The sequence below is a fragment of the Caldichromatium japonicum genome (assembly GCF_011290485.1).
GTDB classification, from domain to species: domain Bacteria; phylum Pseudomonadota; class Gammaproteobacteria; order Chromatiales; family Chromatiaceae; genus Thermochromatium; species Thermochromatium japonicum.
In genome coordinates, this window is the sequence record NZ_CP048029.1 from 339,943 (window position 1) to 363,531 (window position 23,589).

Genomic DNA, 23,589 nt, shown 5'->3' on the forward strand with positions numbered 1-23,589 from the left:
CAGCAGCCAGCAGAGGATGGATGCGTTGAACGATCGACGGGTTGAACGATCGACGGTTCGACATGGATCTCAACCTCTTGGCGTAGAGTGCGCATCCCGCACCCTTGCTGCTCCGTTAGTGGTCTGTAAATGCTGTATCGCCTACCTCCGCCGTCTCTTCATGCGGTATCCCCCGTGAGGGCGCGCATTGTGCACCCTACTGCGCCTGGCACCACTTCTTCAGCGCCACCTCCATCAGCAAGCTCAGCGCGGCGGTGTAATAGCCGTCCTCTGACGCAAGATCGGGCAGACGCAAGGCGCGGGTGCTGGACTGCGGGGATACAAAGGCGCCGAGCGCCAGGACCGAGCGGGTGCCGGCCTTTGCGGGATAAGGGGCAGGGGTGTCGGCGATCAAATCAACCCAGGCGGGATGCAGGGGTCCCGTCTGTTCCCAATAGTCCAGGAAGGGTTTGAGGGTCTTGTCATCGCCTAATCCCGCCCAGATCAGATACAGCGGTACCCGGATCGCCTCATAGCCGAAACGCGGGGCAAAATCAGGCGGGAAGCTGAGCGCATCGTCCTTGAGGGCGATCCAGTCGGGTGGGAGTGCCCAGCGCCCGAAACGCGCCTGTTCCAAGAGCCTAAGACCGCTTTGGATCAACTCGCCCCATACCGGCTGATCCGGTTCAAGTCGAGCCAGGTCTTGTAATGCCGGAAGGACCCAATAGGAGGGATTGAGGATCAGGCCGTCCTCGCGCTCAAAACCGACGGCGCCGGGCAAAAGCACAGGCCCTAGGCTGGTCTGGCGGATCAGGTTATTGCGGATCGCCTGCGCGATCGCCTGGGCGCGCGCGAAGCCTCGGCTCTTGCCAGCGCTCGGCGGCCAAGAACAGCGGCCAGGCGATGAAAAGATTCCCATCGGTCGCGTTGTTCGGGTCATCGACGGACGGGTTGCCCCCTTGACGCCAACGCCAGGCCGCAAGCGCATCCCCGCGCACATACAGATTAGCCTGGGTCCAGTCCCACACCTGCTCAAAGGTCGCCCGATCGTCATAGGCGAGGCTGAGGCGCAGGGCGAACCCTTGGCCCTCGGAATGGGCCACCCCCTGGTTGCCGGTGTCGATCACACGACCCTCGGGGGCGATGAAACGGTCCTTAAACAGGGCCCAGTTATCCTGCGGGCCTGGCTGCCACATGCAGGTGGAGGCAAAGGGCGCGCTCAGGGTCGCAAGTAACAGTGACAATAGGCCAAGGGACAGCTTAGTCTTCATCTGGGACCAGTGGATGATGGCGGCGTTTGAAACGGCGGATCAGGATGGCCAGCAGCAGGGCCAGGATGACCGCGAGTACGACGAGGATGGCGAGCAGGGCTTGAGGATACTGGCTGAACAAAAAGGAGAGCCGAGCGCCCATAGGACCGTTGCCGACCAGATAGACCTCTTGCGCCGGCTGCCAGCGCAGGCCCCTTGGCCGGTCGCCCCACAGGACTAGGGCGCCGCGCACATTGAACCAATAATCGGGCTGGACGAGTTGGGCCGCGCGTTCGACGAGTAGATCGGGACGATTTGTGGTCATCAGGACCAGGGTCCGGCCCTTATGGAATGGCGACTCGAAAGCGGTCAGTACCGCCGCCGTGCGCAGGATCTGAGGATCTGATCGGCATACAGGACGCGCACCCGATGATCCCTAGGGCTGGCGATCTGGGTCTCGAACCAGTCCTGGATGCGGGCGAGCGAGTGCTGCCACCAGGCGCCGCCTATTTCGGCCTCGGCGATGGTGCGCAGGGATCCATAATCGGCAAAGGACTGGGCATCGCTCAGACGCCAGGGGGCGGCGGCCTTGGGCTCGGGGTCGAGGTCCTGAAATGCCCGGATCACCACCACCTTGCGGTCCTTGAGGTCTGGGTCCGCTCCGATCTCGGCGCGATACAGGGGCAGGCCGCTGATCTGGGCGAGGCGTGCCAAAAGCGTCCAGGCGGCGCCTGCGGCATCTGGGCTGGCGTCTACGACCTGGGCCGCAAGGCCGCTGCCCTCTGGGTCGCGCAAAGAGAGGAAGCCGGTGCGCGCCCAGAGCTCGAGGTCCGGCAGGCGCGCAAACTGGGTCATCGGCGGAAGCTCTAGGGTCGAATCGCCATAGACCGTCAAGAGCAGATTCTCGGCCTGACACAGCTGACACCAGCCGGTCTCGGCAGGCACCAGCATCGGCAGGATCTCGAGCTGATTGGGGCCCGAGCGCAGCATGCCGGCGGGGATGCGCAGCTTGTAATCGAGCAAGGTGGCGCCCGATGGCTCATTCAGGGGGATGGCGCGCACGAACAGGCCATTGATCAGGACATTGAGCAGCGAATCGCGACGAAAACCCGCCCCATAGCTGAAATTGAGCCTGAGGATCGCATCCTGGAGACCCTCGACATAGAGCCCGGGTTGGACCCAAAACCTGAGTCGCAGGCTGCGCTGGGCGTCGCTAACCTCGTCGCCGGGTCCAGCGAAGCCGGGCTCGGTGAACCAGCGGGCAGGGGCGATCGGGCTAAACAGGGTGGTTGTGCCCGCACCGAGATCGGCAAAGCGCGTCCCCCCGGGATGAAATCAGGCCCAGCGCCTGGAGGGAGGTCTGGCAGTTCTAGATCCCGCACCAAGACCTTCTGGTCCTCGGGGAAGGGCTGGGACATGAAGGCGAGTGCGGTTGCCGCGCGTCTGACCTCCTGGGCATCCCGCCCCGAGACCACCAAGATGACGCGCGTCGCATCCTGTGGATGGGGCAGGATGGCAAGATAGGCATCGCCGACCCCTTGGCCCCACGCATTGCCCAGGATGGGCTCGAGCTGAGCGCGTGTGCCACCAGGATGGCATCGCTGGTCAGGGACTCGGTCAGCTTGGACAGGTCGCGCAGCGCCTGATTCTGGTTATCCAGAACGATGGATTCGATCCGCGGTGGCTTGAACTCGAGGCGTTTGCCGATCGCCTGAGCCACCAAGGCGCCCCATGCGAGCTGATCGTCATCAAGCTGGGCTGCCGAACTGGGCATCAGGATGGGCCAGGTCTCTTGGGTCCAGAGACGCGGGTCAAAGAGTGCCTCCAGGCTGGTGAGGCGCGGCTCCAGGGGGATACGCTCATAATCCAGGATCAGGCGCGATGCCTGGGTATCGATCTGGGTCCAGAGCTCAGGGGCGCCTAAGTCTTCACATTCGCCAACCAGGGTGTGCTGGGCGACACTGAAGGCAAGGCGGTTATAGCCGGACTGGAGCAGATCCAAGGGCAGGCAGATCTGGGCGCGGCCTTCGGGTCGGGCGGGATCGAGTTTGAGTTGGGCGATGATCAGGCCGTTGAGCTCGACCTGCAGTTGCGAATGGGCGGCCAGGAGACTGATCGAGTTGCGATAGACCAGATCCAGCCGCAGATCGAGCGGGCGTCAGCGCGCCGGCACGGGGATGTCAAAATAGACAGCTGCCTTGGTGCCGAGCAGACGCGCCTCTTTGAAGGCATCGGTGAAGCTGGCCAAGGGGCGTTCGGCACGCCCCTGCCGAGCGGCAGGGGCGTCCAAGGACCCGGCGTCGCGCGCTGGCTGCTGAGCCTCGACGGCCAATTCCGCTTGGCCAACTCCCAGACCAGGGGGCAACAATACCAGCTATAGCATGGCGGCTACCCAGTGCCGGCGGCTCACGCGCCTGCCCGCCTGATCTAAGCCAAAGAGTAATGCGCTCATGGGTGATCCTTGAAAGGAAAAGAAAAATATCATGCGGTTGCCTTGGGGGAGGAACGCCTTGACCATGCTGTGCAGAGCGGCAGACGCAGGTGCTCGCCGACATGACGGAAGGCGAGTTTGAATAGGGAAACAATGGCGCGACGCACCCCGACGCTCTGATCGCGCTGGCGCAACATCATGCGCCAGCGCTTGCTGCCCGAATAGGCCAGGGCGAAGATGGCACGCCGGTCGTCTGGCTGGGTGGGATAGATCCTAAGCCCTACCCGTCTCACCCTATTGTGTTTGTGATGATGCCCTGGATCTGGGCAGGGATGCGCCCGGTGGTGATGCGCCTAAATTTGGTGCGCGGGCTATAGATCCGGACACAGGCAGGTGGACGTTCCTTCAGCCAGGCCGCTGATGCCGGACTTAGACGCAGCCATACACCTTCCAGCGAGAGATCATAGGTCTCGGCGATGAGATGTCTGCCGCCGGCATGGATCTCGGCGGTATATCGACAGGGGATGCGAACGCTACTGCGCCGCTGCCGGTGTTCAAGCAAGGCACCCGGGGCCCCAAAGAGCAACACCAGGTTCACAAACTCCCAGCTCATGATCAGGATCACGGTATCCCGCTCATCGGGAAAGGCGAAATAGCGCCACACCCCCATCGCCAATCCCAGCAGGGCCAGGGCAAATATGATTAGACTGGTCGGGCGAGCGGTGAGATCGCATCCTGATCGAGCGTCTCACCCTTAGGTGTAACCAGAAACTGCGGTGAATGCGGACGGCGGAAGACCTCGACGATCGGCTTGAGCAAAAATAGGGGCAATAACTGCTCATAGAACTCGGAGACAAAGACCCAGCGGGCATTGCCATAGAGATAATCATTGAGGATCGGAAGTGACACAAAATGAGGAACGGCCAGGGTCAGGATTTCGGGGACTGAGGCATTAAAGATACCCAGCCCGAACAAGAGATAAAACAAGGGCGAGATCAAAAAGACCAAGCGCGCAAATGTAAATAGCCAAAATAGCATGCTGTTGAGATAGGATAAACGCTGCCACCATTTGAGCCATTTGATCCGTAATGGATTGCTCAGGATCAGGATCTGGGTCATCCCCTGGGCCCAGTGTGAGCGTTGTTTGACGAAGCTGATAAAGCTCTCAGGCTGCAGGCCGGCAATCATCGGCTGTCAGATATAGGCGCTGCGATACCCTTGCGCATGGAGCGCCAATGCGGTCTCGGCATCCTCAGTGATGGTTTTACCTTGGAAGCCGCCGATCTTGTCCAAATGACACCGTCTCAGCACCGCAGCAGCGCCGCAAAAGAATGACGCGTTCCAGAAGTCCAGGCCTCGCTGGATGTTGGTATAGAGCATCTCCTGTTCGCTCGGCATCTGCTGGAAGATATTGAGGTTCTTTTCGATGGGGTCCGGTGTGACAAAGAAATGCGGCGATTGGACGAGAAAGAGCTTGGGATCTTTCATCATCCAGCCGAGCATATTTATCAGGATATCTCGGGTAGGCACATGATCGGCATCCAGGACCAGGACAAATTCGCCTTAGAGATATTGGAGTGCATGATTGATATTGCCCGCTTTGGCGGACTCATTGCGCTCGCGGGTGAGATAATTGACCCCCAGCTGTGCGCAGAGCTTTCTTAGACATCTCCCGCGCTCGCACGCCGCGCGCGCCTTTTCCGGATCCGGCTGGGTGCGCTTGGCGCGCGTCGCCCCGTCATCGAGCAGCCAGATCTTGATCCTGTCCGCCGGATAATCGATCGCAAGCGCTCCAAGCAGGGTGAGCTCGATGACCGAGTCCGGCTCGTCATAGGTCTGGACCAGGACATCAACCGTAGGCCAACGCGAGCGATCCTTGGGCATCGGGAGCACAGGGCGATTGAGCGGCTGGATATAGACGAAGGCCCCGATCAATAGGACGGTGAATGCAAAGAGCTCGGCGCCATAGAGGATCAGCCCAGGCACCAGGCTCAAAGGGTTTGCGAACAGTAGGGTTTCGAAGGTCCGCCAACAGAAATAGCGGATGCTGAGCAACAGGGCTAGCAAGACGAAAAGGATACGCAAGAAACGCTGGCGGTTATCAAAGGGCAGGCGTCCATAAATCAAGGGGCGCAACAACACCAGGAAGGCGAGGAGGGCGACGGAGAATTGGATCTGGGCGCCTTGATCGAGCGGCAGGGCCGCGAGGGCAATGAGCAGGCCAGCGATAAAGAGGCTAACGAGATACAACATGACGCTATTGGAACCGCTGAGAATCGCTAATCCGGCAATAGTCGGACAGCTTCTCGGAAGCCACCTGCCCGATTGGGGAACTTTGGTTCTCATGATAAACCTTATAGTGGCATGACTGAAAGAGCGGAGTGCTTAATTTGCAACATCTCGTCGCTTTTATACTACTTGGGTTTGGCTTCGCGGCCTTAGTGGATGCTGAGGTCAGTGCATATCGCCTCGACAATGGGCTTAAGATCTTGGTCAAGCCCGATCATCGTGCCCCCATCCTGACCTCGCAGTTGTGGTATCGGATCGGTTCAAGCTATGAACCAGCGGGTTTGACAGGGATCTCGCATCTCTTGGAGCACATGATGTTTCAGGGCACTGAGAACCTGGCGCCGGGTGAGTTTTCGCGGATCATTGCCGAGAATGGCGGTGAGGAGAACGCCTTCACCGGCCGCGACTACACGGCCTATTATCAAAACCTGGCGAGCGATCGTTTGGAGGTGGCTCTGAGACTGGAGGCCGAGCGGATGCGCCATCTCAAACTGAGCGAGCCCGAGTTCCTCAAGGAGCTCAAGGTCGTCAAGGAGGAGCGGCGCATGCGTACCGAGGATGACCCCCAGGACCTGACCTATGAGCGCCTGATGGCCGTTGCCTTCGACGCCTCGCCCTATCGCAACCCGATCATCGGTTGGCCGGGCGATCTGGATCAGCTCAGCCTTAAAGATCTACGCGACTGGTATCGACTGTGGTATGCGCCCAATAACGCGATCCTGGTGGTTGCGGGCGATGTCGATCCTGAACAGGTGCTGACCCTGGCCAAGAAACATTTTGGGTCCTTGCCGGCTGAGACCATCCATCCGCCGCGCGTCAGCCCCGAACCGGAGCAGCTAGGTGAAAAGCGCCTGCAGGTCAAGGCGCCGGCAAAGGAACCTTATCTCCTGATGGGTTATAAGGTGCCGACCCTCAGCAACGCCGCTGAGCCATGGGAGCCCTATGCCCTTGAGGTCGCCGCGCATCTCCTGGCGGGCGGTGAGAGCGCGCGCTTTGCCCGTGACTTGATCCGTGGGCGCCAGATCGCCGCCTCGGCCGATGCCAGCTATCGTGCCTTTGAGCGTCTGCCTGGATTGTTCATGCTCGATGGCGTGCCGGCCAAGGGCCAGACTATAGAGGCGTTAGAGTCTGCCCTGCGCGATCAGATCACCCGTCTGCAAACCGAGCCCATAGCTCCTGCTGAGATTGAGCGGGTGCGCAATCAGCTTACTGCAGCTAAGGTCTATGAGCGCGATGCGCTGTTCTATCAGGCGATGCAGCTCGGCTTACTGGAGACGATTGGCCTCGACTGGCGACTGGCCGACAGCTATGTCGAACACCTGGCCCAGGTGACGGCCGAGCAGGTGCAAGCCGTGGCGCGTCGCTACTTCATCACTGAACGGTTGACCGTTGCCGTGCTTGCTCCCCAGCCCATTGCAGGCGATAAGGGGTCGGCAACGACCCGCGCTGGAGGACAGACCCATGTGTACTGAACGACATCCCGATCGCATCGAACGCGCCGTCCGCACCCTGAGCGCCTGGCTGGCCAGTACCCTCTTATTGGCCAGCCCGCTTGCCCCGGCTACACCTCAGATCCAGACCTGGCAGACCCAAAACGGCGCGCGCGTACTCTTTGTCTCCGCCCCCGAGATCCCGATGGTCGATGCGCGCCTGGTCCTTGCCGCCGGCAGTGCCCGCGACGGTCAGCAATCGGGCCTGGCTTCGCTGACTGCGGCCATGTTGACCGAGGGCGCAGGCGACTGGGATGCCGATGCCATCGCCGAGCGGCTGGATGGCGTCGGCGCGGTCTTGAACACGGCGGTCGATCGCGACATGACCGCGATCGCCTTGCGTACCCTGACCCGCCAGCCGGCGTTCGATACTGCGACTGAGACCTTCGCCGCCCTGGTCGCCCGTCCGCGTTTTGCTCCCGAGGCGTTCGAACGGGTACGGCGCAATCGTCTGACCGAACTGCGCCAACAAGACGAATCGCCGCGCTTGGTCGCGCAAAAGGCGCTCTATCGGGCGATCTTTGGTCAGCACCCCTATGCTAGCGATCCCGCTGGGACCCCCCAGGGGGTGCACTCCATCCGGCAGGAGGATCTTGCCGCCTTCCACCGCCGTTACTATGTGGCGGCCAATGCCGTCTTGGCCTTGGTCGGTGACTTAGATCGCCCAGGGGCCGAGTGGCTCGCCGAGCGTCTGGTTGGGGGCTTGCCGCGCGGCGAGCGTGCCGCACCCGTGCCCGAGGTCCAGGCGCTCAACCAGGCGTGGTTTGAGCGCATCGCCTTTCCCTCCGCCCAGACCACGGTCCTGGCTGGTCAGCCGGGGATGCGGCGCGGCGATCCGGACTATTTCCCCCTCTATGTCGGCAACCATATCCTGGGCGGCAGCAGTCTGGTCTCGATCCTGATGGATGAGATCCGCGAAAAGCGCGGTCTGTCTTATAGCACCTACAGCCGGTTCGTCCCCTTGGCCCAGCCGGGGCCCTTCCTGCTGAGTCTGCAAACCCGCAATGACCAGGCCGAACAGGCGCGCGATCTGCTGCTTGCGACCCTAAGGCGCTTCATCGAACGCGGCCCAACCGAGGAAGAACTCATTGCCGCCAAAAAGAACATCACCGGCGGCTTTCCGCTCAAGATCGCCAGCAACGCCGATCGGGTCCAATATCTTGCGATGATCGGGTTTTATGACCTGCCGCTCGATTATCTCGCGCGTTTTTGCGAGCGGATCGAGGCGGTGACTGCGGATCAGATCCGTGATGCCTTCAGGCGGCGCATCCATCCCGACCGACTCGCCGTGGTCATGGTGGGGCAGTCGGGACAGCAGGTATCGATGGCCAGTGACCAGTGACCCGCCCAGCCAATGAGCTGCGTCTGATCGGTGGGCGGCACCGCGGGCGCCGCCTACCTTTTCCCAATCATCCTGGTCTGCGCCCAACCCCTGACCGGGTGCGCGAGACCCTGTTCAACTGGCTTGCCCCAGTGATTCAGGGTGCGCGTTGTCTGGACCTGTTCGCCGGCAGCGGTGCGCTGGGTTTCGAGGCGCTGTCGCGCGGGGCGGCCCAGGTGATCATGGTCGAGAATGCCCCGTTGGTTGTTTGCCAACTGCGCGCCAATGCCGCCCGTCTTGGCGAATCCAATCTTCAGATCGATCAGGCCGATGCCCTGCGCTGGCTCGAGCGCGAGGCACAGGTCTTTGACCTGGTCTTTCTCGATCCGCCCTATACATCCGGTCTGCTTGTCCCGGCGATCGATTGGCTGGTCCATCGCGGCTGGCTGGCGGTTGGCGCCTATCTCTATCTAGAGGCCGGAGCGCGTGATGGCCTGCCGCCGCTGCCCGACTGCCTCGAACTGATCCGCGACCAGCGCGCTGGGCAGGTGCGCTATGGTCTTGCCAGGGTGCGCGACGAGGTGTGATTTGAAGCAATGGAGTCGGGCGATTCGATCCTGCGCCCCAGGCTGTGCTAAGGTGGATGGGTAATACGCCCGCCCGGCGGCGCCGGGCCTATCCATGAGGAGCCAAGGCTTGCGCACTGTGGTCTATCCAGGGACCTTTGATCCCATCACCAATGGGCACGTGGATCTCATCCAGCGGGCTGCCCGCTTATTCGATCGGGTGATCGTGGCCGTCGCTGCCGACACTCACAAGACACCGGTCTTTTCGACCGCCGAGCGGGTTGAGCTGGTCCGCGCCAGTCTCAACAGTCACCCCCATGTCGAGGTCCAATCGTTTAGTGGCTTGTTGGTCAATTTCGTGCGTCTGCAAGGGGCGAAGGTCATCATGCGGGGGCTGCGTGCGGTCTCGGATTTCGAATATGAGTTTCAGCTTGCAGGGATGAACCGACGGATGGCCCCAGACATCGAGACCCTGTTCTTGATGCCGGCTGAACAATATGCCTATATCTCATCCTCACTGGTGCGTGAGATTGCCCGTTTACAGGGGGATGTGTCGAGCTTTGTCACCCCGCAGGTTCAGGCTGCATTGCATGCGCGGTTTGGGTAATATCGCCAAACTCCTCACCTCCCTGTTTGCAAGCCACTGTAAATATCCAGCCAAGCAATCCAAGGAGTCTTGACTATGGCCTTAAAAATCACTGACGAATGTATCAACTGCGATGTCTGCGCCCCCGAGTGCCCCAATGGGGCCATCTCCCAAGGCGAGGAGACCTATGTGATCGATCCCAATCTCTGCACCGAGTGCGTCGGTCATTACGAGACCTCACAATGCGTCGAGGTCTGTCCGGTTGATTGCATCATCAAGGACCCCGATCACCAAGAAACGGAAGAGGAATTACGAGCCAAATACGAACGGCTGATCGGCGGGGGCTAAGCTGCGCCTTCCTCCGGCGCCCTGTGTGCACCCGCCTCATTACGCTCAACTCATACCGGATGATGGGGCGGGGTGCGCCTGAGATGGCCGATAGATGCTCGGCCTGCCTCCTTATCCGCGCTACGCTGACGGAGTTATGCGGTTTGCGGGCGCGAGCCTCATCCAGGCCGCTGCCAATGTCCATCCTCCTTTGATTTAGAGAGCTCAACGTCATGTTCGCGGCTGAAATCTCGGTCGAGTATTACCTGACCCTCGGGTTCGTCCTCTTGGCGCTCTATTCGCTCAATCTGCTCGCCCTGGCCTTGGCACGCCGCTGGCTGCCAGCCCGCAGGCTTGCTTGCGCCGAGTTTGCTGACTCCGATTGTCCGAATGTGTTGGTGCAGATCCCACTCTTCAATGAAGGACATCTGGTCGAGCGCGTCCTCGCTGCAGTCATGGCGCTCGATTGGCCGCACGCCCATCTTGAGATACAGATACTCGACGATAGCATCGATGGCTCGCTTGCGATCAGCCAGCGGGCGGTTGCAGCCCTGAAACAACAGGGTTTGCGGATCGAGCTCTTGCATCGCCTGCAGCGAACCGATTTCAAGGCGGGGGCGTTGGCGGCCGGTCTGCAGCATTCGGATGCTCCTTTCGTGGCCATCTTCGATGCCGATTTCATCCCCCCGCCCGATTTTCTGCGCCGGACCGTCGGCGCCCTGGTCGCCAATCCCGATCTGGCCTATATCCAGACCCGCTGGGGTCATCTGAATCGCGAAGAGTCCCTGCTGACCCGTATCCAGGCGCGCCTGCTCGATTCGCATTTCCGCGTCGAGCAAGAGGCACGCTGGCGGTTGGGACTGCCGCTACCCTTCAATGGCACCTGTGGCCTGTGGCGGCGCGCGGCAATCGAGTCTGCGGGTGGCTGGAACGGGGATTCGCTGACCGAGGATCTTGACCTCAGCATGCGCGCCAATCTCGCCGGCTGGCGCTCGGCCTTCATTGAGGACCTGGTTGTCCCCGGAACCTTGCCCGTCTCGGCGCGTGCCTGGCGCGTCCAGCAGTTCCGCTGGACTAAGGGCTTCGTCCAATGTTTCATCAAACTCATGCCCCAGGTATGGCGCAGCGCGCGCCTTCCTGTCTGGCACAAGCTGATGATCAGTCTGCAGATCGGCCAGCCCCTGGCCTTTGTGGTCGGCGTGGCCTGTCTGATTATGGGTCTGCCCTTCATGGCAGGCGCAGCCGTCAGTAGTCCAGGGGTCGATCTCATGGCCTTTGTCACCTCGCTGCTGGGCTTCGTAGCCCCCATCGTCTTTCTGGTCACGGCTGGCAACGAGGTCGGCTGGCGTTGGACCCTGATCGAGATCATGGGTGCCGTGGTCTTAACCAGCGGTCTGCTGCTGTCGAACGCCCGCGGCGGGCTCGAGGCCCTGCTCGGTCACCGCACTGAGTTCATCCGCACCCCCAAAGGGTGGGAGACGCGGGAGGCGCGTGCCCCGGTATGGGGCCATGGCGTGCTCGAATTGGGCGTAGGGCTGGCCCTATTGGGCTTTGCCTTGATCGAGCAGCCCCTGGCGGTGATCTATCTGGCCATGCTGATCGTTGGGCTGTTGGGGATCGGCGCCATGCAGTTGATCGATGGTCGGCTGATCCTCAAGCCGCTGGGTATCCGGCACTAAGGCCAGTTAATTGCAGGGGTCGGCTGAGATTGACAACTGGCGATTTATACGAGATGCCGAATGGCGTCGATCCTGTTTGATGGGACGGGGCGAACTGCTGTTCCCTGAGCACAGGGCGCAGCGGGTCGTTGCTCAGGTCATCAGGGTGCACGAAGGATAATCAGGAGTGGCTGTATGATGTCCGATGACCCGAACACAATGGATGGGGTCGAGATGACCTCCCTCCCAAGCCGTTTCGATGGCTATGTCGTTGGCATCGGTGCATCGGCAGGTGGACTCGATGCCCTGGAGCGATTCTTTCAGGGCCTACCGGCAGATACTGGTGCGGCCTATGTAGTGGTCCAACATCTCTCGCCGGACCATAAGAGCATGATGGCCAATCTGCTGGCGCGCCATACACCCATGCCGGTCGTCACGGTCGAGCATGACATGCGCATCGAGGCCAATCGGGTCCATCTCATCCCGCCGGCCAGCCTGATGACCATCAGCGGCGATATCCTGCGCCTAAGCCCCAAGAATCCACGGGGACTGACCCTACCGATCGATCTGTTCTTCTGCTCGCTGGCCAAGGAGTTCGGCAACCGCGCCATCGGGGTGATCCTGTCGGGGACCGGCTCGGATGGAACGCGTGGGGCGGTGGCAATCAACGATGCCGGCGGTTTTTTGGTTGCGCAAGACCCCGAAACCGCCAAGTTCGATGGGATGCCGCGCAGCGTCATCGCCACAGGGCTGATCGATGCCGTGCTCCCGCCGGAGGAGATCGGGCCGCGTCTGGTCGATCACATCCATCAGCGTCCACAGCCCAAGGTGCGTCCGCCCTCGATGGCGATGGAGATCGACCGCGACAGCGCCCACGAAGAGGTCATGCACCTCCTGCAACATGCCGGCGGGATCGATTTCCGTGACTATAAACCGGCAACGGTGATGCGGCGCATGGAGCGGCGCATGCAAGTGCGCCAAACCCCCGATCTCCTGAGTTATGTCCGGCTGCTGAGCACCGATCGCGGGGAGCTGGCCACCCTCAGGCGTGAGCTCTTGATCCCAGTCACCAGCTTCTTTCGCGACCCGGATGCCTTCGAGGTCCTGGCCGAGACCGCGATCCGTACCATCGTCAGCGACCACAGCGGCAACCAGCCGATCCGCGTCTGGGTACCTGGGGTGGCCACCGGCGAGGAGGCCTATTCGATCGCTATCCTTTTTGCCGAGGCCTTCGAGAAGGCGCGCCGCTGGCCGAACATCAAGATCTTCGCGACCGACGTCGAGCCACAGAACATCGAGATCGCTGGGGCCGGCGTCTTCACCGAGGCGATCACCGCCGAGGTTTCGCCCGAGCGCTTAGAGCAGTTCTTCATCAAGCGCGGCAATCATTTCGTCGTCAAGACCGAGATCCGGCAAAGCATCGTCTTTGCGCGCCATAACCTGCTCGAAGACCCGCCCTTTACCCGCATGGATCTGGTCTCCTGCCGCAATCTGTTGATCTATTTTCGCCCCGAGGCCCAGGAACGCGCCCTGCGCCGTCTGCAATATGCCTTGGCACCGGGTGGTTTTTTATTCTTGGGCCCAAGCGAGACCATCGCCAATCTGCATACCGACTTTACCGCAGTCAGCTCCAAGCACAAGATCTATCGCATCCTGCGCCATGTCTCTCTGCCGCTCGATGTTGCAAGCAGTCCGCGTACCCGCCAGGTCACCATCGTGCCCGCGTCCCCCCGCCCAGGGGTTCGCACCCGCGGGGTCGCGACCGATGCCGCAGCGATCGATGCGGCGCAAGGGGTCTTATTGCACGCATACGCCCCGACGAGTCTATTGCTGAACCAGCATCATGACCTTTTGCATGTCTTCGGGGATGTCGGACCCTATCTGCGGATCAGCGAGGGCAGCGTCAGCCTGGACCTCTCAAAGCTCCTGCCCAATTCGCTGGTTGCGGTTGCCAAGGCCCTGCTTTATAAGGCGGCCCGCGACCGGCTGCCGTTGCGTTCGGATATCATCGGCCTGGCGCTGGACAATGAGCGCACCGAGCGCCTGCGTCTGGTGGCGCGCCCGGTCGAGCCCCCCAGCGGCGAGCTCCATCTCTTGCTCTCTTTCGAGCCCGTAATCGGCTACGGCCCAGAGGAGGTGCTCCCCTCTGAGCCCAGCAATCTGCGGATCATCGAGGGCATGGATCGAGAGGCCATCGAGACCATCAGCCTCGACCGCGAGACCACTCAGCGTATCGAGAACCTCGAACGCGAGCTCGCTGCCACCCGCGAGAGTCTGCAGGCGACGATCGAGGAGCTCGAGACCGCCAATGAGGAGCTGCAGGCGACCAATGAGGAGCTCATGGCCTCTAACGAGGAACTGCAGAGCTCAAACGAGGAGCTGCAATCGGTCAACGAGGAGCTCTATACGGTCAATGCCGAAAACCAAGAAAAGATCGAGATCCTCAACCGGCTCAATGCCGATCTGGACAGCATGGCCAAGGCCGCATCGATTGCGACCGTCTTTGTCGATGCGCAACTGCGTCTGACCCGCTTTACGCCCGAGGCCACGACCCTGTTTAAGATCCGCGATACCGACCTGGGGCGACCGATCGACGACTTTACCAATCTACTCCAGTATCCGGAGTTTATTACCGATCTACGTCAGACCATCGAACGCGGCGAGATGTTCGAGCATGAGATCAAGGCAGCCAACAATCGCCATTATCTCGTGCGGGTATTGCCCTATGCCGTGCGTTCCAACGAACCGCGCGGCGCTGTGGCCACCTTTGTCGATATCACTAGCCTGCGCGACATCGAGCACCTCCAGGCGGTGCTCGATTCGCTGCCGATGCAGGTCGCGGTGCTCGATAGCAAGGGTACGATCACCATCGCCAACGACGCCTGGCGCGATTTTGCCCGCAGCCACGGCGATCCGGAGCTCAAGTCCTGCGGTCTTGGGGCCAATTATTTCGACGCCTATCGCACAGGTTATCTGGCTGCAGTGCCTCAGGCCGAGGCGATCCGCTTGGGGATCGAGCAAGTGATCGCCAACGAACGGTCGTCATTCTGGCTGGAGTACGTCTTGCCAGATGCAGAGGCAGGGGCACATCAATATCTCCTGTATGCGGCGCCCATCCGCCATGGCCGAGTAGGGGTGATCGTCAGCCATATCGACCTGACCGATTGGTCCGTCCATCGAGATGAATGACGAGCAAACCCTGAGACCTAGATCGCCCAAGCCCTCTCAATCGGCAGCTTCAGAAGCTGATGCCGGCCCGAGTCTGCGCGAACGCGCCCTCGAAGCCTTGCATGCCCGCCGTTTTGATCTTGTCGAGGAGCTGCTCAGTCGAGAAGGGTTCAATCAAGAGGCACTGATCGAAAACCTACGGATCTATCAGGCTGAGCTCGAGATCCAAAACGGCGAGCTGATCCAGAGTCAGGCACGTACCCAGCAGGCCCTGGGGCGCTTCACCGCCTTTTTTAATACGCTCCCAATCGCCGAGTTGGTGATCGACCGTCATGGTTTGATCCATGAGGCCAATCCAGCGGCGCAGCGGTTATTTGGACTCGATCAGGATCATCTCAGGCAGCATTTCTTCGCCCGCCTGATCGCTAAACCGGATCGCGAGCGGGTGGTCTTGGCCTGGACCAATCTGACGAAGGGAGGTATCTTCCTCCCCGAGATCCGGCTGCGCACCAGGGAAGGGGAGGCATTCATCGGCGATCTCCATCTGGCCATCCTCCCGCCCCTAGGTGAAGAGATCGCCCAGTATGTGTGTGCCATCATAGACCGCACTGAGATGGTCCGCCAGCGCCAGTGCCTCCAGGAAACCACCGAGCGACTGCGCGAAAGCTACGATCATTACCGGGTGCTCGCCGATTTCAGCTCGGACTGGGAGTTTTGGCGCGATGTCGATGGCGGTTATCTCTATGTCTCGCCGGCCTGCGAAAAGATTTCGGGCTATCCGCCGCAGGCATTTATCCTCGATCCAGATCTCTTTGGACGACTGATCCTAGATACCGACCGCGAGAGATGGCAGACGCATCTCGAGCGCATCCAATCCGATCCAGCCACGCCTCAGCAGATCCTGGAATTGCGTATCCGGTCGCGCGATGGCGAGGTACATTGGATCGAGCATGTCTGTATCGCCGTGCTCGATGCCGATAATCGCTTTCTGGGGCGTCGAGGGGTCAATCGCGACATCACCGAGCGCAAACGCTTCGAGGAACAGCTCGAATATCTGGCCCAGCACGACGCCCTCACCGGTCTCTTCAACCGTACCTATCTCCAGGTGCGGCTCGAACAATGTCTCCAGCGCGCCCGGCGGTATCGCCGTCAGTGCGCACTCCTTTTCCTGGACCTCGATCGCTTCAAAGAGATCAATGACACGCTCGGGCATGGGGTTGGGGATGATTTATTGCGCCAGATCGCTGACCTGCTGAAGGCGGAGGTCCGCAGCGTCGATACGCTCGCGCGGCTGGGAGGCGACGAGTTCGTCATCCTCCTTGAGGATATCCCCGAGCCGCGTTTCGCCGCCCATTTCGCTGAGCGCATCCTCGATCTTTTCAAGCAAACATTGGTCGTCGCCGACCATAGCTTCTTGATGACAGCGAGCATCGGGATCAGCCTGTATCCCGGCGATGCCCAGGACGCCGAGACCCTGATCCAGCATGCGGATCTCGCCATGTATCGGGCCAAACAGTCGGGACGCAACGGGTTTAGCTTCTTTGCCCCGGAGATGTCCAAAGGGGTGGCCGAACGCCGGCAGATCGAGCAAGACCTACGCCTGGTCCTCGATCAGCAGGCTCTCATCCTGCATTATCAGCCACAAGTCAATCTGATCACAGGCCAATTGGTAGGGATCGAGGCAATATGTCGCTGGCTGCATCCGCAGCTCGGCCTACTGACCCCTGAGCGCTTTTTGCCAGTCGTCGATGACATGGGATTGAGTGACGAGCTGAACCTCCGCGTACTGGAGGCTGGTTGTCGGCAGATGGCCGCCTGGGATAGCGCGGCGCTCTGGGTCCCGCGCTTAAGCGTCAAGCTGGCAGGGTCTACGCTCGATCGCTCGGAGAGCGTGGAACGGATTGCCGGCATCGTGCAGGCCAGCGGTCTTGATGCTGAGCGCCTGGTGCTTGAGATCGGTGAGTCGAGCCTGATGACGCGTTCGGAGGCGCTAGGTCAAACACTCACTGATCTTCGTGCCCTGGGTGCAAACCTGGTACTGGATAATTTCGGCGTTGCCTGTTTCTCACTCTCCAGGATTGGGTGTCTGCCGCTCACCCAGGTCAAGATCAGCCGCTCCCTGGTTGCGGGGATCGGGCAAGGGGGGACTAGGGAGTCGGTGGTACGCGTCCTGATCGGAGCGGCGCGGGCACTGGGATGGGGGGTCTTGGCCGCTGGGATCGAAACGGTCGAGCAGGCCAATTTCCTTGCAGCCGAGGGTTGCCTCGAGGGCAGCGGCCCTCTCTATGGCCGCCCCCTGCCAGCGGATGCATTGGCAGCCCAGTGGCTGCTGGGGAAATGAAAAAGGCCGCAGACGCGGCCTTTGCCCAATCTTATTTGGATAGACCCTGGATGTATTGTGCCACCGCTGCGATCTCTTGATCCGTCATGCGGGCCGCGACCCCACGCATCATCCCGTTGGGATCATTGGCGCGCTCGCCCGAGCGGAAATAGTGTAGGGTCTGTTTGACATAGTCGGCATGCTGACCGGCCAGACGGGGGAACTTGGCGAGCCCCTGACCCATACCGGCTGGACCATGGCAGCCGCTACAGGCAGGGACGCCGGTGGCCGGGTTGCCGGCGCGATAGATAGATTCACCTAGGTTGGCCAGTTCACGATCGGCCACCCCGCCGCTTTGGGTCTGACTTGCAAAATAGGCCGCCAGATCCACCACCTCTTGATCCGTCAGCGGCTTGGCCATCGGCGTCATTTGGACATTGACTCGATTGCCGGCCTTAAAATCCATCAATTGCTTCATGATATATTCTGGGCGTTGCCCAGCCAATTTAGGCCATTGCGGGACGACGCTATTGCCCTGGGGCCCATGGCAGGCCATGCAGATACTATTGGCCTTGGCTGCCCCGCGGGCCGGGTCTGCTGGCTGCAGATCTTCTGCAGCCATTACCCAACCGCTTAGCAAAGCCGCTGTTATTGAAACCGCTGTTAACCATCGATGCTTCATGGACTCTGTACTCCGCCAAAGGGCCTTGCCCTAAAATCCGGATGGGGATTAAAAATCATGGAATTGCCTATACTACGACTACGTAAGGCTTGAGCGCGCGGTGCCCGCCGCCTGATTCAGGTCAGGGCAAAAGTTGGTAATGTATAACAAAAGGCATATTGTTGGGTCAAACGGCGCGTATATATGTGGTAGTCGCAGCCTGGCCCTCGTGTCCAATGCGGCTGCACAGGGGTCTGATCCGGCACGCATCGAGGAGGGGATGATCATGCCTGAACAGCGCTCACATGACGGTTTCGCGGTCGCATTGCCCATCCAGGTCTGGCGGGCGGGTATGGGGACCCTGATCAATGCCCATTTTCATGACCTGTATCCAGGTGGGCGAACACTTGGTTGTCCGTTTTCCCTGGGTGAGCGGTCAGACGTTGACGATCGAGGCCGAGGTGCTCCGTAGCCAAGGCTTGGACACGGGGCGTTGGCAGATCGGGCTGCGCTTTATCCATTCTGTCGCACACCCGTGAGCAACGGCTAACCAAACTGCTTAGGCTGTTTTCCGGCAAAAGGCAGAACGCTGCCCAGAGAACGAGGCTCACGCTGGCCCCAGTGCTCGAGGTGATCCTCGATGACGACGCCGATTTTGAGCACAAGCTGTTGCAGATCGCCCAGGGGCGCCTAATACTCACCGTGGCGGGGATAGGTTATCAACCTGGTCAAAGCCTGTTGCTATTAGTCGGGCAGATGCATGATGCTACCGCCTTACCTTTGCGCGCCCATATCCTGCGGGTCATCGAGATCCCGCCGCTTGATCCACTTAGCGCCGTCAACCGACCGCCGCTGGTGGATCTTGAATGGAACCTCGCCCATCCCCCCAATGAATTGCGTACCCTAACCGAATTATTCAGGTCGGCCTCTAGGTCACGCGGATCATCCCCATGAAACATGCATCCAGGGATGAGGCAATGACCCCAACCCACCACCTTTCCCGCACCTTGTACGCCGAGAGCGGGCTGATCTGGTTGATGGCGTTTTGGTTGTTGCTCCTAGGGGCTTCCTTGGTCTGGAACCTCAGCCAGGCCGAACACCAGCGCAAGGCACTGGCCTATCAGTCCGCCCGGTCTTTCTATGACCTCATCGTGCTCATGCGCCGCTGGAATGCCGAACATGGCGGCGTCTATGTCCCAGTGACACCCAAAATGCCGCCCAATCCATACCTCGAATACCCGATGCGCGACATCCGGGTCAGCGACCAACTGACCCTCACCAAGGTAACCCGGCCTATATGACCCGCCTCCTATCCAAACTGGCCGCTGAGCGCACTGGCGTCCAGTTCCATATCACCAGCCTGAGGCCTCTTCGCCCCGAAAACGCGCCCTTTGCCTGGGAGATAGAGGCCTTGCAGTCCTTCGAGCAGGGTGCCAAGGAATGGGCGCGCTTTTCGACCGAGGGCGATCGCCAGGTGTATCGGTATATGGCCCCGTTGTTCACCGAAGAGCCCTGTTTGAAATGTCATCGCAAAGATGGTTATCAGCTCGGCGATGTGCGGGGGGGATCAGTATCACCCTGCCCCAGCTCAGTCCCATACCCTTGGCTGGAGCTCATGGCAAGCCATGCCCTGGTCGGCATTGCCGGCGTGGGATTCATCGGCTCATTGGGACAGCGGTTGCAACATGCTCAGCAAGATCTGCGCCGGCAGGCGGTCTTCGATGCCCTGACCAATATCCCCAACCGCCGTTTCTTCATCGAGCATTTGTTCCAGGAGCTCCAACCGGACCGTCATGAACAGCGACCCCTCGCCCCGATTCTGTGCGATATCGACGATTTCAAGGGCTATAACGACGCCCTCGGTCAGGAGGCAGGGGATCATTGTCTGCGTACCCTGGCCGCGATCCTGGATAAGCGGTTGGGGGGGGACGGTCGTTTCTGCGCCCGTTATGGCGGCGAGGAGTTCGTCGCTGTCCTGACCGAGATGACCTTGGATGAGGCGCGGGCGTTGGCCGAGCGGTTGCGTGTGGAGATCCTTGAGCTTGGGATCTGGCATCCGGCCTCGCCCCACGGGGTCCTCACCCTGAGCATCGGGATCGCGGCCACCTCTGGCCGAGGAGGGAGCAGCTATGAAACCCTGATCCAGCACGCCGAGGCGGCGCTGGCGCGCGCCAAGACCCAGGGGCGCAATCGGGTCGAGGTGTGGCTTTGAAATTAAAGATACCGCCAATCAGTTTGCATCGCTGACCTTTGGGCTTTCGTCTGGCCAGTCGACGAGAAAGATCGTGCGCAACACACCCTGACCCATCCACACCAGCAGGATGGAGGTCAGGACATCGCTCAGGAAATGACCGCCCGCGACGATGCGGGCGGCCCCGACGGCGAGCGTATAGAGCAGCGCCATGCCAAACCAGAAGGAACGCCGTCCCGCCAGGGTCGCGGCCACGACCATCAGATAGGCAGCTGCTGCGACATGCCCAGAACTGAACGATTTGCCCTGCTGAACGGAGATGACAAAGGCAGGGGTGTATGGCTGGTCGCCGCCGAAGGCGATGACATTGATGGGGCGTGCGCGGCCCCAGTGGGTCTTGAGCGTCTGGTTGACCAATAGACCCGGAACCAGGATCAGCAATGCCAACAAGAAGGCGAGCCGGCGTCCATCGAGACCCAGCCAACGCCGTCCAGTGCGCCGGTTGAACCACCATAGCGCGATCAGCCCCAGGTTGATCATCAGGGTCAGGATCGGGATGGATCGATACAGCCCCTGTTCCCAGGGGCTCCCTTTCAGGGTAAAACCGGTATCCGGTGTATAAAACAGGCGGGAGACGGCCAGATCGAGCTCAGGATAGGTGCGCGCCACCCCGACCAGGGCTGCGCAACCCAGCCAAAACGCCAGGGAGAGATTGAGCCAGCGCGCGCGCAGGATTTGTAATAGAGACCAGGGCATCTTGAGCGGATGGTGTGGGGTTGCAATCATAGCAGATCGAGACAAGCGCAAAGGGTTTTGGGGTTACTCCGTTTTCTTGGGACTTGCACCGGGATCACCAAGCCTGCGGGGTATGAAGGGGCGAGAGTTGACATCCTCTCCGCCCTGAAGGAAACGCTGAAAAAGTCTTATATCGTCGTTGCGGCGAAAGCCGCAACGGAATCCAGAAACATCACCGAGATGCGAAGGCGGCGGGTGCGGGGTTGCGAATTCATCAGCGTTTCTTGAAGGGCAAGGCTTGTCGTGCATTGGGTCATCTAGCTGATGCCGACTGGAGCCGGCCTTAAATCTCTAATCGTTGAGCCTATTGAGGACGCGATCATCATGCGTAGCCTGCTTGGGACAGCTCTCTTGGTCTGGGCCTTTGGGTCATTGGCCCAGATCCCAGCAACGCCGGTGTTGACCGTCTATCGCTTCAACGGTCCGCTGGAGATCCCTTATTACGCGGCTGATTCCTTTGCCGCCTCTGGGACCTCGGCCCCATCCGCAGGGACGCTTATGCAGGGCACCTCGCTCATCCCCTGCCTGGTGATCCGCGACGGTATCTCCCTGACCGATCCCACGGGGACGCCCTATGTGGGCTTTGAGGTGGTCGTCGATCCGCGCACGGCTACCCTGGATTCGCCTGAGCGTTTCAGACAGGCCATCGCCGCGCGCCAGGAGCTCAGGGTGCCCAATCATCACTGCCCTGCAGGGACGAGCCAGGTCATCAGCGCTCGCCTGCTCTATCCCCTGGACAAGGCGCCGTTTTTTGATCCGCCCCGTCCAATGAACCCGCCAGGGAGCAGCGGCGGGGTGAGCGCGCTCGACCGCATCGTGCGCGCCTTCCATGACTCGGAGGAGTGCGCCGCTGTCCAGCGACGTCTCTGGGGGCGCCGTCAGGCCTTGGCGGGGGCCTGGGATGCCTTTATCGCCAAAAGCGCCGATCTCGGGCCGCCCGATCTATTCAAACGCGCCCGCGATCTGGATTATGCCTTGCGTACCGCGCTCTACGAGGGACACCTCGGGCGCGGCTGTTCGGCCTATGGGGCCTGTGAGCGCAATATTGTGGTGCTCTCGATCCGCAACCGCGCCTTCGGGCAGTGTCAGCCTGCCCAGGGCTGCCGCTTTCCCGGCGATGTCCAGGGCGTTGCCTCGACACCCTCGCAATACAACATCTGGGACGAATATCTCACCCAGATCTCGGGGTTGACCGCCTGTTATCTGCGCCCCGATCTCGCCGACCGCGAGCCCTATGCCAGGCTCCAGGCCATGTACGCCCAGAGCTTGCCGGATGCCGAGCGGGTCCTGTATGGCAGCGAGACGGAGCTGGCGGAGGTCTTTCCTGGGACGCCCCTTTCCGATCTCCTCGCCACCCGCCATTACTATCATGCCCCGGCCATGGGTCAGTGTTTCCCTGATCACCCGCGCGTCGAATATATCAGCGGGGCGGTAGCGCGCCGCGGCGAGGATCATGCCCTGATCGCCAATACCCGCATTGCGGTCGGCGAACGCCTAAAAGACGGCTACGCCTTTCAGCTCTTTAGGGTCCATGCCGAGGCGGAGCGCGACCGTATCGAGCTCCAAGATCTCTATCATGGCTTTGCCATCGATGCACGCAAGGTCAGCCTCGGCAAGCCAGCGCGCTGTCCGGCCTATGGTATCCCTCTGGGCTGTCCTTCTTTAGGCACCGGGCGTTATCGCCGGGTACCGAGCTGGCTGGCTCAGGGTCGTCCAGTCGAGATCCAGTGCCGGATCGCAGATCGGGGTAAGGAATGCACTGGGTCGGCTCTGCTGCGTCCAGTCAGCATCGGTGGGGCCTGTGACACCGAGATGCGCCCGACGGCGGATGTACCCTAGAACCGCTGATCGATGTGTTATACCGGCAAGCACCGCCCATCCAAACGATTGAATTGATTGGATTCGGATGTTCGCCGGAATGACCAAGGTGGAATCAATCCATGTTTCCCTTGGAGGAGCCAACCCTAGTATTACAAGCTATGCGTGATAGTGGATAATTTTCCACATGGAAAGCGCGATGATGGGCACAGACAAGGCGGCGAAGCGGCTTGGCGTCTCGGTCAAGACCTTGCAACGCTGGGAGCGCGAAGGGGGTTTGATCCTGGTGGCGCGAACAGTCGCGAGGCACAAATCCGCGAGTTGATTGGCTTGCGCAGTAAGGTATCAGAGCCAATGCGGATTGATGCCTACTGTCGCATATCCAGTGCTGCGCAGAAGCCAGACCTCGCCGACCAGCGCAAGGTGTTGGAAGAGTTTGATGTGGCGAAAGGCTTGTCGAATGTTGAGTTCGTTGAGGAAATCGGCGGCGGCCTGAACTTTAAGCGCAAGTTTGCGTACTGCGGATCGCAGGTTCGTCGCCATTCAGGTTGAAGTGGCCGATGCTGCGTTCTATCGCAGGCGCATGAAACGACTGGTGTTGACCTGGGCGTTGAGGCGGCAGCCAGGCTTTCCAATGGCGAGTCTGTTGAATCTCCTCTGCGCTTCGTTGTCTCAGGATTCGAGGCAGACGCCTTTCTTGCAAGGTTGAGGCGGCCAAGGTCGGGGCTGGGTTTGCGCC

27 protein-coding genes and 1 pseudogene are annotated in these 23,589 nt (G+C 60.7%); 14 read left to right on the forward strand and 14 right to left on the reverse strand.

Features of this window, described 5'->3' with window-relative positions; all coding sequences use genetic code 11:
* Positions 1-196 precede the first annotated feature (196 nt).
* From GWK36_RS01580 to GWK36_RS15760, 12 genes and pseudogenes are all read right to left on the reverse strand, one after another.
* Entirely contained in the window at positions 197-898 is a 702-nt protein-coding gene (locus GWK36_RS01580) for a glycosyl hydrolase family 8 (RefSeq protein ID WP_166269493.1), read from the reverse strand.
* Complete coding sequence (locus GWK36_RS01585) at positions 795-1,250, reverse strand: glycosyl hydrolase family 8 (RefSeq protein WP_166269495.1); 456 nt, start codon at positions 1,248-1,250, stop codon at positions 795-797. The genes GWK36_RS01580 and GWK36_RS01585 overlap by 104 nt, the downstream gene beginning before the upstream one ends.
* Positions 1,240-1,554: a hypothetical protein gene (locus GWK36_RS01590; protein ID WP_166269497.1), complete on the reverse strand. Its 315-nt coding sequence runs from the start codon at positions 1,552-1,554 to the stop codon at positions 1,240-1,242. Before GWK36_RS01590 ends, GWK36_RS01585 begins: the two co-directional genes overlap by 11 nt.
* Positions 1,555-1,598: 44 nt before the next feature.
* Positions 1,599-2,372 (reverse strand): annotated as a pseudogene (locus GWK36_RS15620) (cellulose biosynthesis cyclic di-GMP-binding regulatory protein BcsB); the annotation flags it as partial.
* On the reverse strand, positions 2,306-2,704 hold the full coding sequence (locus GWK36_RS15940) for a hypothetical protein (protein WP_425482786.1): 399 nt from the start codon (positions 2,702-2,704) through the stop codon (positions 2,306-2,308). The gene GWK36_RS15940 and the pseudogene GWK36_RS15620, both read right to left, overlap by 67 nt.
* A complete protein-coding gene (locus GWK36_RS15945) occupies positions 2,599-3,375 on the reverse strand; it encodes a cellulose biosynthesis cyclic di-GMP-binding regulatory protein BcsB (RefSeq protein WP_425482787.1) in 777 nt (258 codons plus the stop codon). Before GWK36_RS15945 ends, GWK36_RS15940 begins: the two co-directional genes overlap by 106 nt.
* A 12-nt stretch (positions 3,376-3,387) precedes the next feature.
* Positions 3,388-3,561, reverse strand: coding sequence for a hypothetical protein (locus GWK36_RS01610; protein ID WP_166269499.1), 174 nt, complete (start codon positions 3,559-3,561; stop codon positions 3,388-3,390).
* A gap of 149 nt (positions 3,562-3,710) precedes the next feature.
* A complete protein-coding gene (locus GWK36_RS01615; RefSeq protein WP_166269501.1) occupies positions 3,711-3,953 on the reverse strand; it encodes a hypothetical protein in 243 nt (80 codons plus the stop codon).
* A complete protein-coding gene (locus tag GWK36_RS01620; RefSeq protein WP_210756824.1) occupies positions 3,950-4,324 on the reverse strand; it encodes a PilZ domain-containing protein in 375 nt (124 codons plus the stop codon). Before GWK36_RS01620 ends, GWK36_RS01615 begins: the two co-directional genes overlap by 4 nt.
* Before the next feature lie 38 nt (positions 4,325-4,362).
* Positions 4,363-4,848, reverse strand: a complete 486-nt coding sequence (locus GWK36_RS01625; RefSeq protein WP_166269505.1) for a hypothetical protein — start codon at positions 4,846-4,848, stop codon at positions 4,363-4,365.
* Between the two features lie 6 nt (positions 4,849-4,854).
* Positions 4,855-5,163, reverse strand: coding sequence for a glycosyltransferase family 2 protein (locus GWK36_RS15755; protein ID WP_343033162.1), 309 nt, complete (start codon positions 5,161-5,163; stop codon positions 4,855-4,857).
* 60 nt (positions 5,164-5,223) lie between these two features.
* Positions 5,224-5,913, reverse strand: a complete 690-nt coding sequence (locus tag GWK36_RS15760) for a glycosyltransferase (RefSeq protein ID WP_166269509.1) — start codon at positions 5,911-5,913, stop codon at positions 5,224-5,226.
* A gap of 137 nt (positions 5,914-6,050) precedes the next feature.
* Between GWK36_RS15760 and GWK36_RS01640 the strand changes: the two genes are divergently transcribed.
* The 8 genes from GWK36_RS01640 to GWK36_RS01675 all read left to right on the forward strand — a co-directional run bounded on the left by GWK36_RS01640 (position 6,051) and on the right by GWK36_RS01675 (position 17,406).
* A complete protein-coding gene (locus GWK36_RS01640) occupies positions 6,051-7,421 on the forward strand; it encodes a M16 family metallopeptidase (RefSeq protein ID WP_166269511.1) in 1,371 nt (456 codons plus the stop codon).
* Positions 7,411-8,781, forward strand: a complete 1,371-nt coding sequence (locus GWK36_RS01645; protein ID WP_166269513.1) for a M16 family metallopeptidase — start codon at positions 7,411-7,413, stop codon at positions 8,779-8,781. Before GWK36_RS01640 ends, GWK36_RS01645 begins: the two co-directional genes overlap by 11 nt.
* Entirely contained in the window at positions 8,778-9,347 is a 570-nt protein-coding gene (rsmD, locus tag GWK36_RS01650; RefSeq protein ID WP_166269515.1) for a 16S rRNA (guanine(966)-N(2))-methyltransferase RsmD, read from the forward strand. The genes GWK36_RS01645 and rsmD overlap by 4 nt, the downstream gene beginning before the upstream one ends.
* A 109-nt stretch (positions 9,348-9,456) precedes the next feature.
* Positions 9,457-9,933, forward strand: a complete 477-nt coding sequence (gene coaD, locus GWK36_RS01655) for a pantetheine-phosphate adenylyltransferase (RefSeq protein ID WP_166269517.1) — start codon at positions 9,457-9,459, stop codon at positions 9,931-9,933.
* Between the two features lie 75 nt (positions 9,934-10,008).
* On the forward strand, positions 10,009-10,260 hold the full coding sequence (locus tag GWK36_RS01660) for a YfhL family 4Fe-4S dicluster ferredoxin (RefSeq protein ID WP_166269519.1): 252 nt from the start codon (positions 10,009-10,011) through the stop codon (positions 10,258-10,260).
* Between the two features lie 212 nt (positions 10,261-10,472).
* Complete coding sequence (locus tag GWK36_RS01665; RefSeq protein ID WP_166269521.1) at positions 10,473-11,918, forward strand: glycosyltransferase family 2 protein; 1,446 nt, start codon at positions 10,473-10,475, stop codon at positions 11,916-11,918.
* Positions 11,919-12,092: 174 nt separating this feature from the next.
* Entirely contained in the window at positions 12,093-15,086 is a 2,994-nt protein-coding gene (locus GWK36_RS01670) for a chemotaxis protein CheB (RefSeq protein ID WP_425482768.1), read from the forward strand.
* Entirely contained in the window at positions 15,079-17,406 is a 2,328-nt protein-coding gene (locus GWK36_RS01675) for a putative bifunctional diguanylate cyclase/phosphodiesterase (protein ID WP_166269523.1), read from the forward strand. The genes GWK36_RS01670 and GWK36_RS01675 overlap by 8 nt, the downstream gene beginning before the upstream one ends.
* A gap of 31 nt (positions 17,407-17,437) precedes the next feature.
* Here the strand turns inward: GWK36_RS01675 and GWK36_RS01680 are convergent, their stop codons facing one another.
* The gene (locus GWK36_RS01680; protein WP_166269525.1) at positions 17,438-18,067 is read right to left on the reverse strand and encodes a c-type cytochrome; all 630 of its coding nucleotides are present in this window, start codon (positions 18,065-18,067) and stop codon (positions 17,438-17,440) included.
* Between the two features lie 347 nt (positions 18,068-18,414).
* On the opposite strand from GWK36_RS01680, the gene GWK36_RS01685 reads away from it, so the two are divergent.
* The 4 genes from GWK36_RS01685 (at position 18,415) to GWK36_RS01700 (ending at position 20,258) form a co-directional block, all read left to right on the forward strand.
* A complete protein-coding gene (locus GWK36_RS01685) occupies positions 18,415-18,585 on the forward strand; it encodes a hypothetical protein (RefSeq protein WP_166269527.1) in 171 nt (56 codons plus the stop codon).
* An 82-nt stretch (positions 18,586-18,667) separates the two neighbouring features.
* Positions 18,668-19,000: a hypothetical protein gene (locus GWK36_RS01690; RefSeq protein WP_166269529.1), complete on the forward strand. Its 333-nt coding sequence runs from the start codon at positions 18,668-18,670 to the stop codon at positions 18,998-19,000.
* Between the two features lie 23 nt (positions 19,001-19,023).
* The gene (locus GWK36_RS01695; protein ID WP_166269531.1) at positions 19,024-19,347 is read left to right on the forward strand and encodes a hypothetical protein; all 324 of its coding nucleotides are present in this window, start codon (positions 19,024-19,026) and stop codon (positions 19,345-19,347) included.
* Complete coding sequence (locus GWK36_RS01700; protein ID WP_166269533.1) at positions 19,344-20,258, forward strand: diguanylate cyclase domain-containing protein; 915 nt, start codon at positions 19,344-19,346, stop codon at positions 20,256-20,258. Before GWK36_RS01695 ends, GWK36_RS01700 begins: the two co-directional genes overlap by 4 nt.
* A gap of 18 nt (positions 20,259-20,276) precedes the next feature.
* On the opposite strand, the gene GWK36_RS01705 is transcribed toward GWK36_RS01700, so the two are convergent.
* Entirely contained in the window at positions 20,277-21,023 is a 747-nt protein-coding gene (locus GWK36_RS01705) for a phosphatase PAP2 family protein (protein ID WP_246237616.1), read from the reverse strand.
* 333 nt (positions 21,024-21,356) lie between these two features.
* On the opposite strand from GWK36_RS01705, the gene GWK36_RS01710 reads away from it, so the two are divergent.
* A complete protein-coding gene (locus GWK36_RS01710) occupies positions 21,357-22,871 on the forward strand; it encodes a hypothetical protein (protein WP_166269535.1) in 1,515 nt (504 codons plus the stop codon).
* Positions 22,872-23,021: 150 nt separating this feature from the next.
* Positions 23,022-23,402, forward strand: a complete 381-nt coding sequence (locus GWK36_RS15200; protein ID WP_246237617.1) for a hypothetical protein — start codon at positions 23,022-23,024, stop codon at positions 23,400-23,402.
* Positions 23,403-23,589 lie beyond the last annotated feature (187 nt).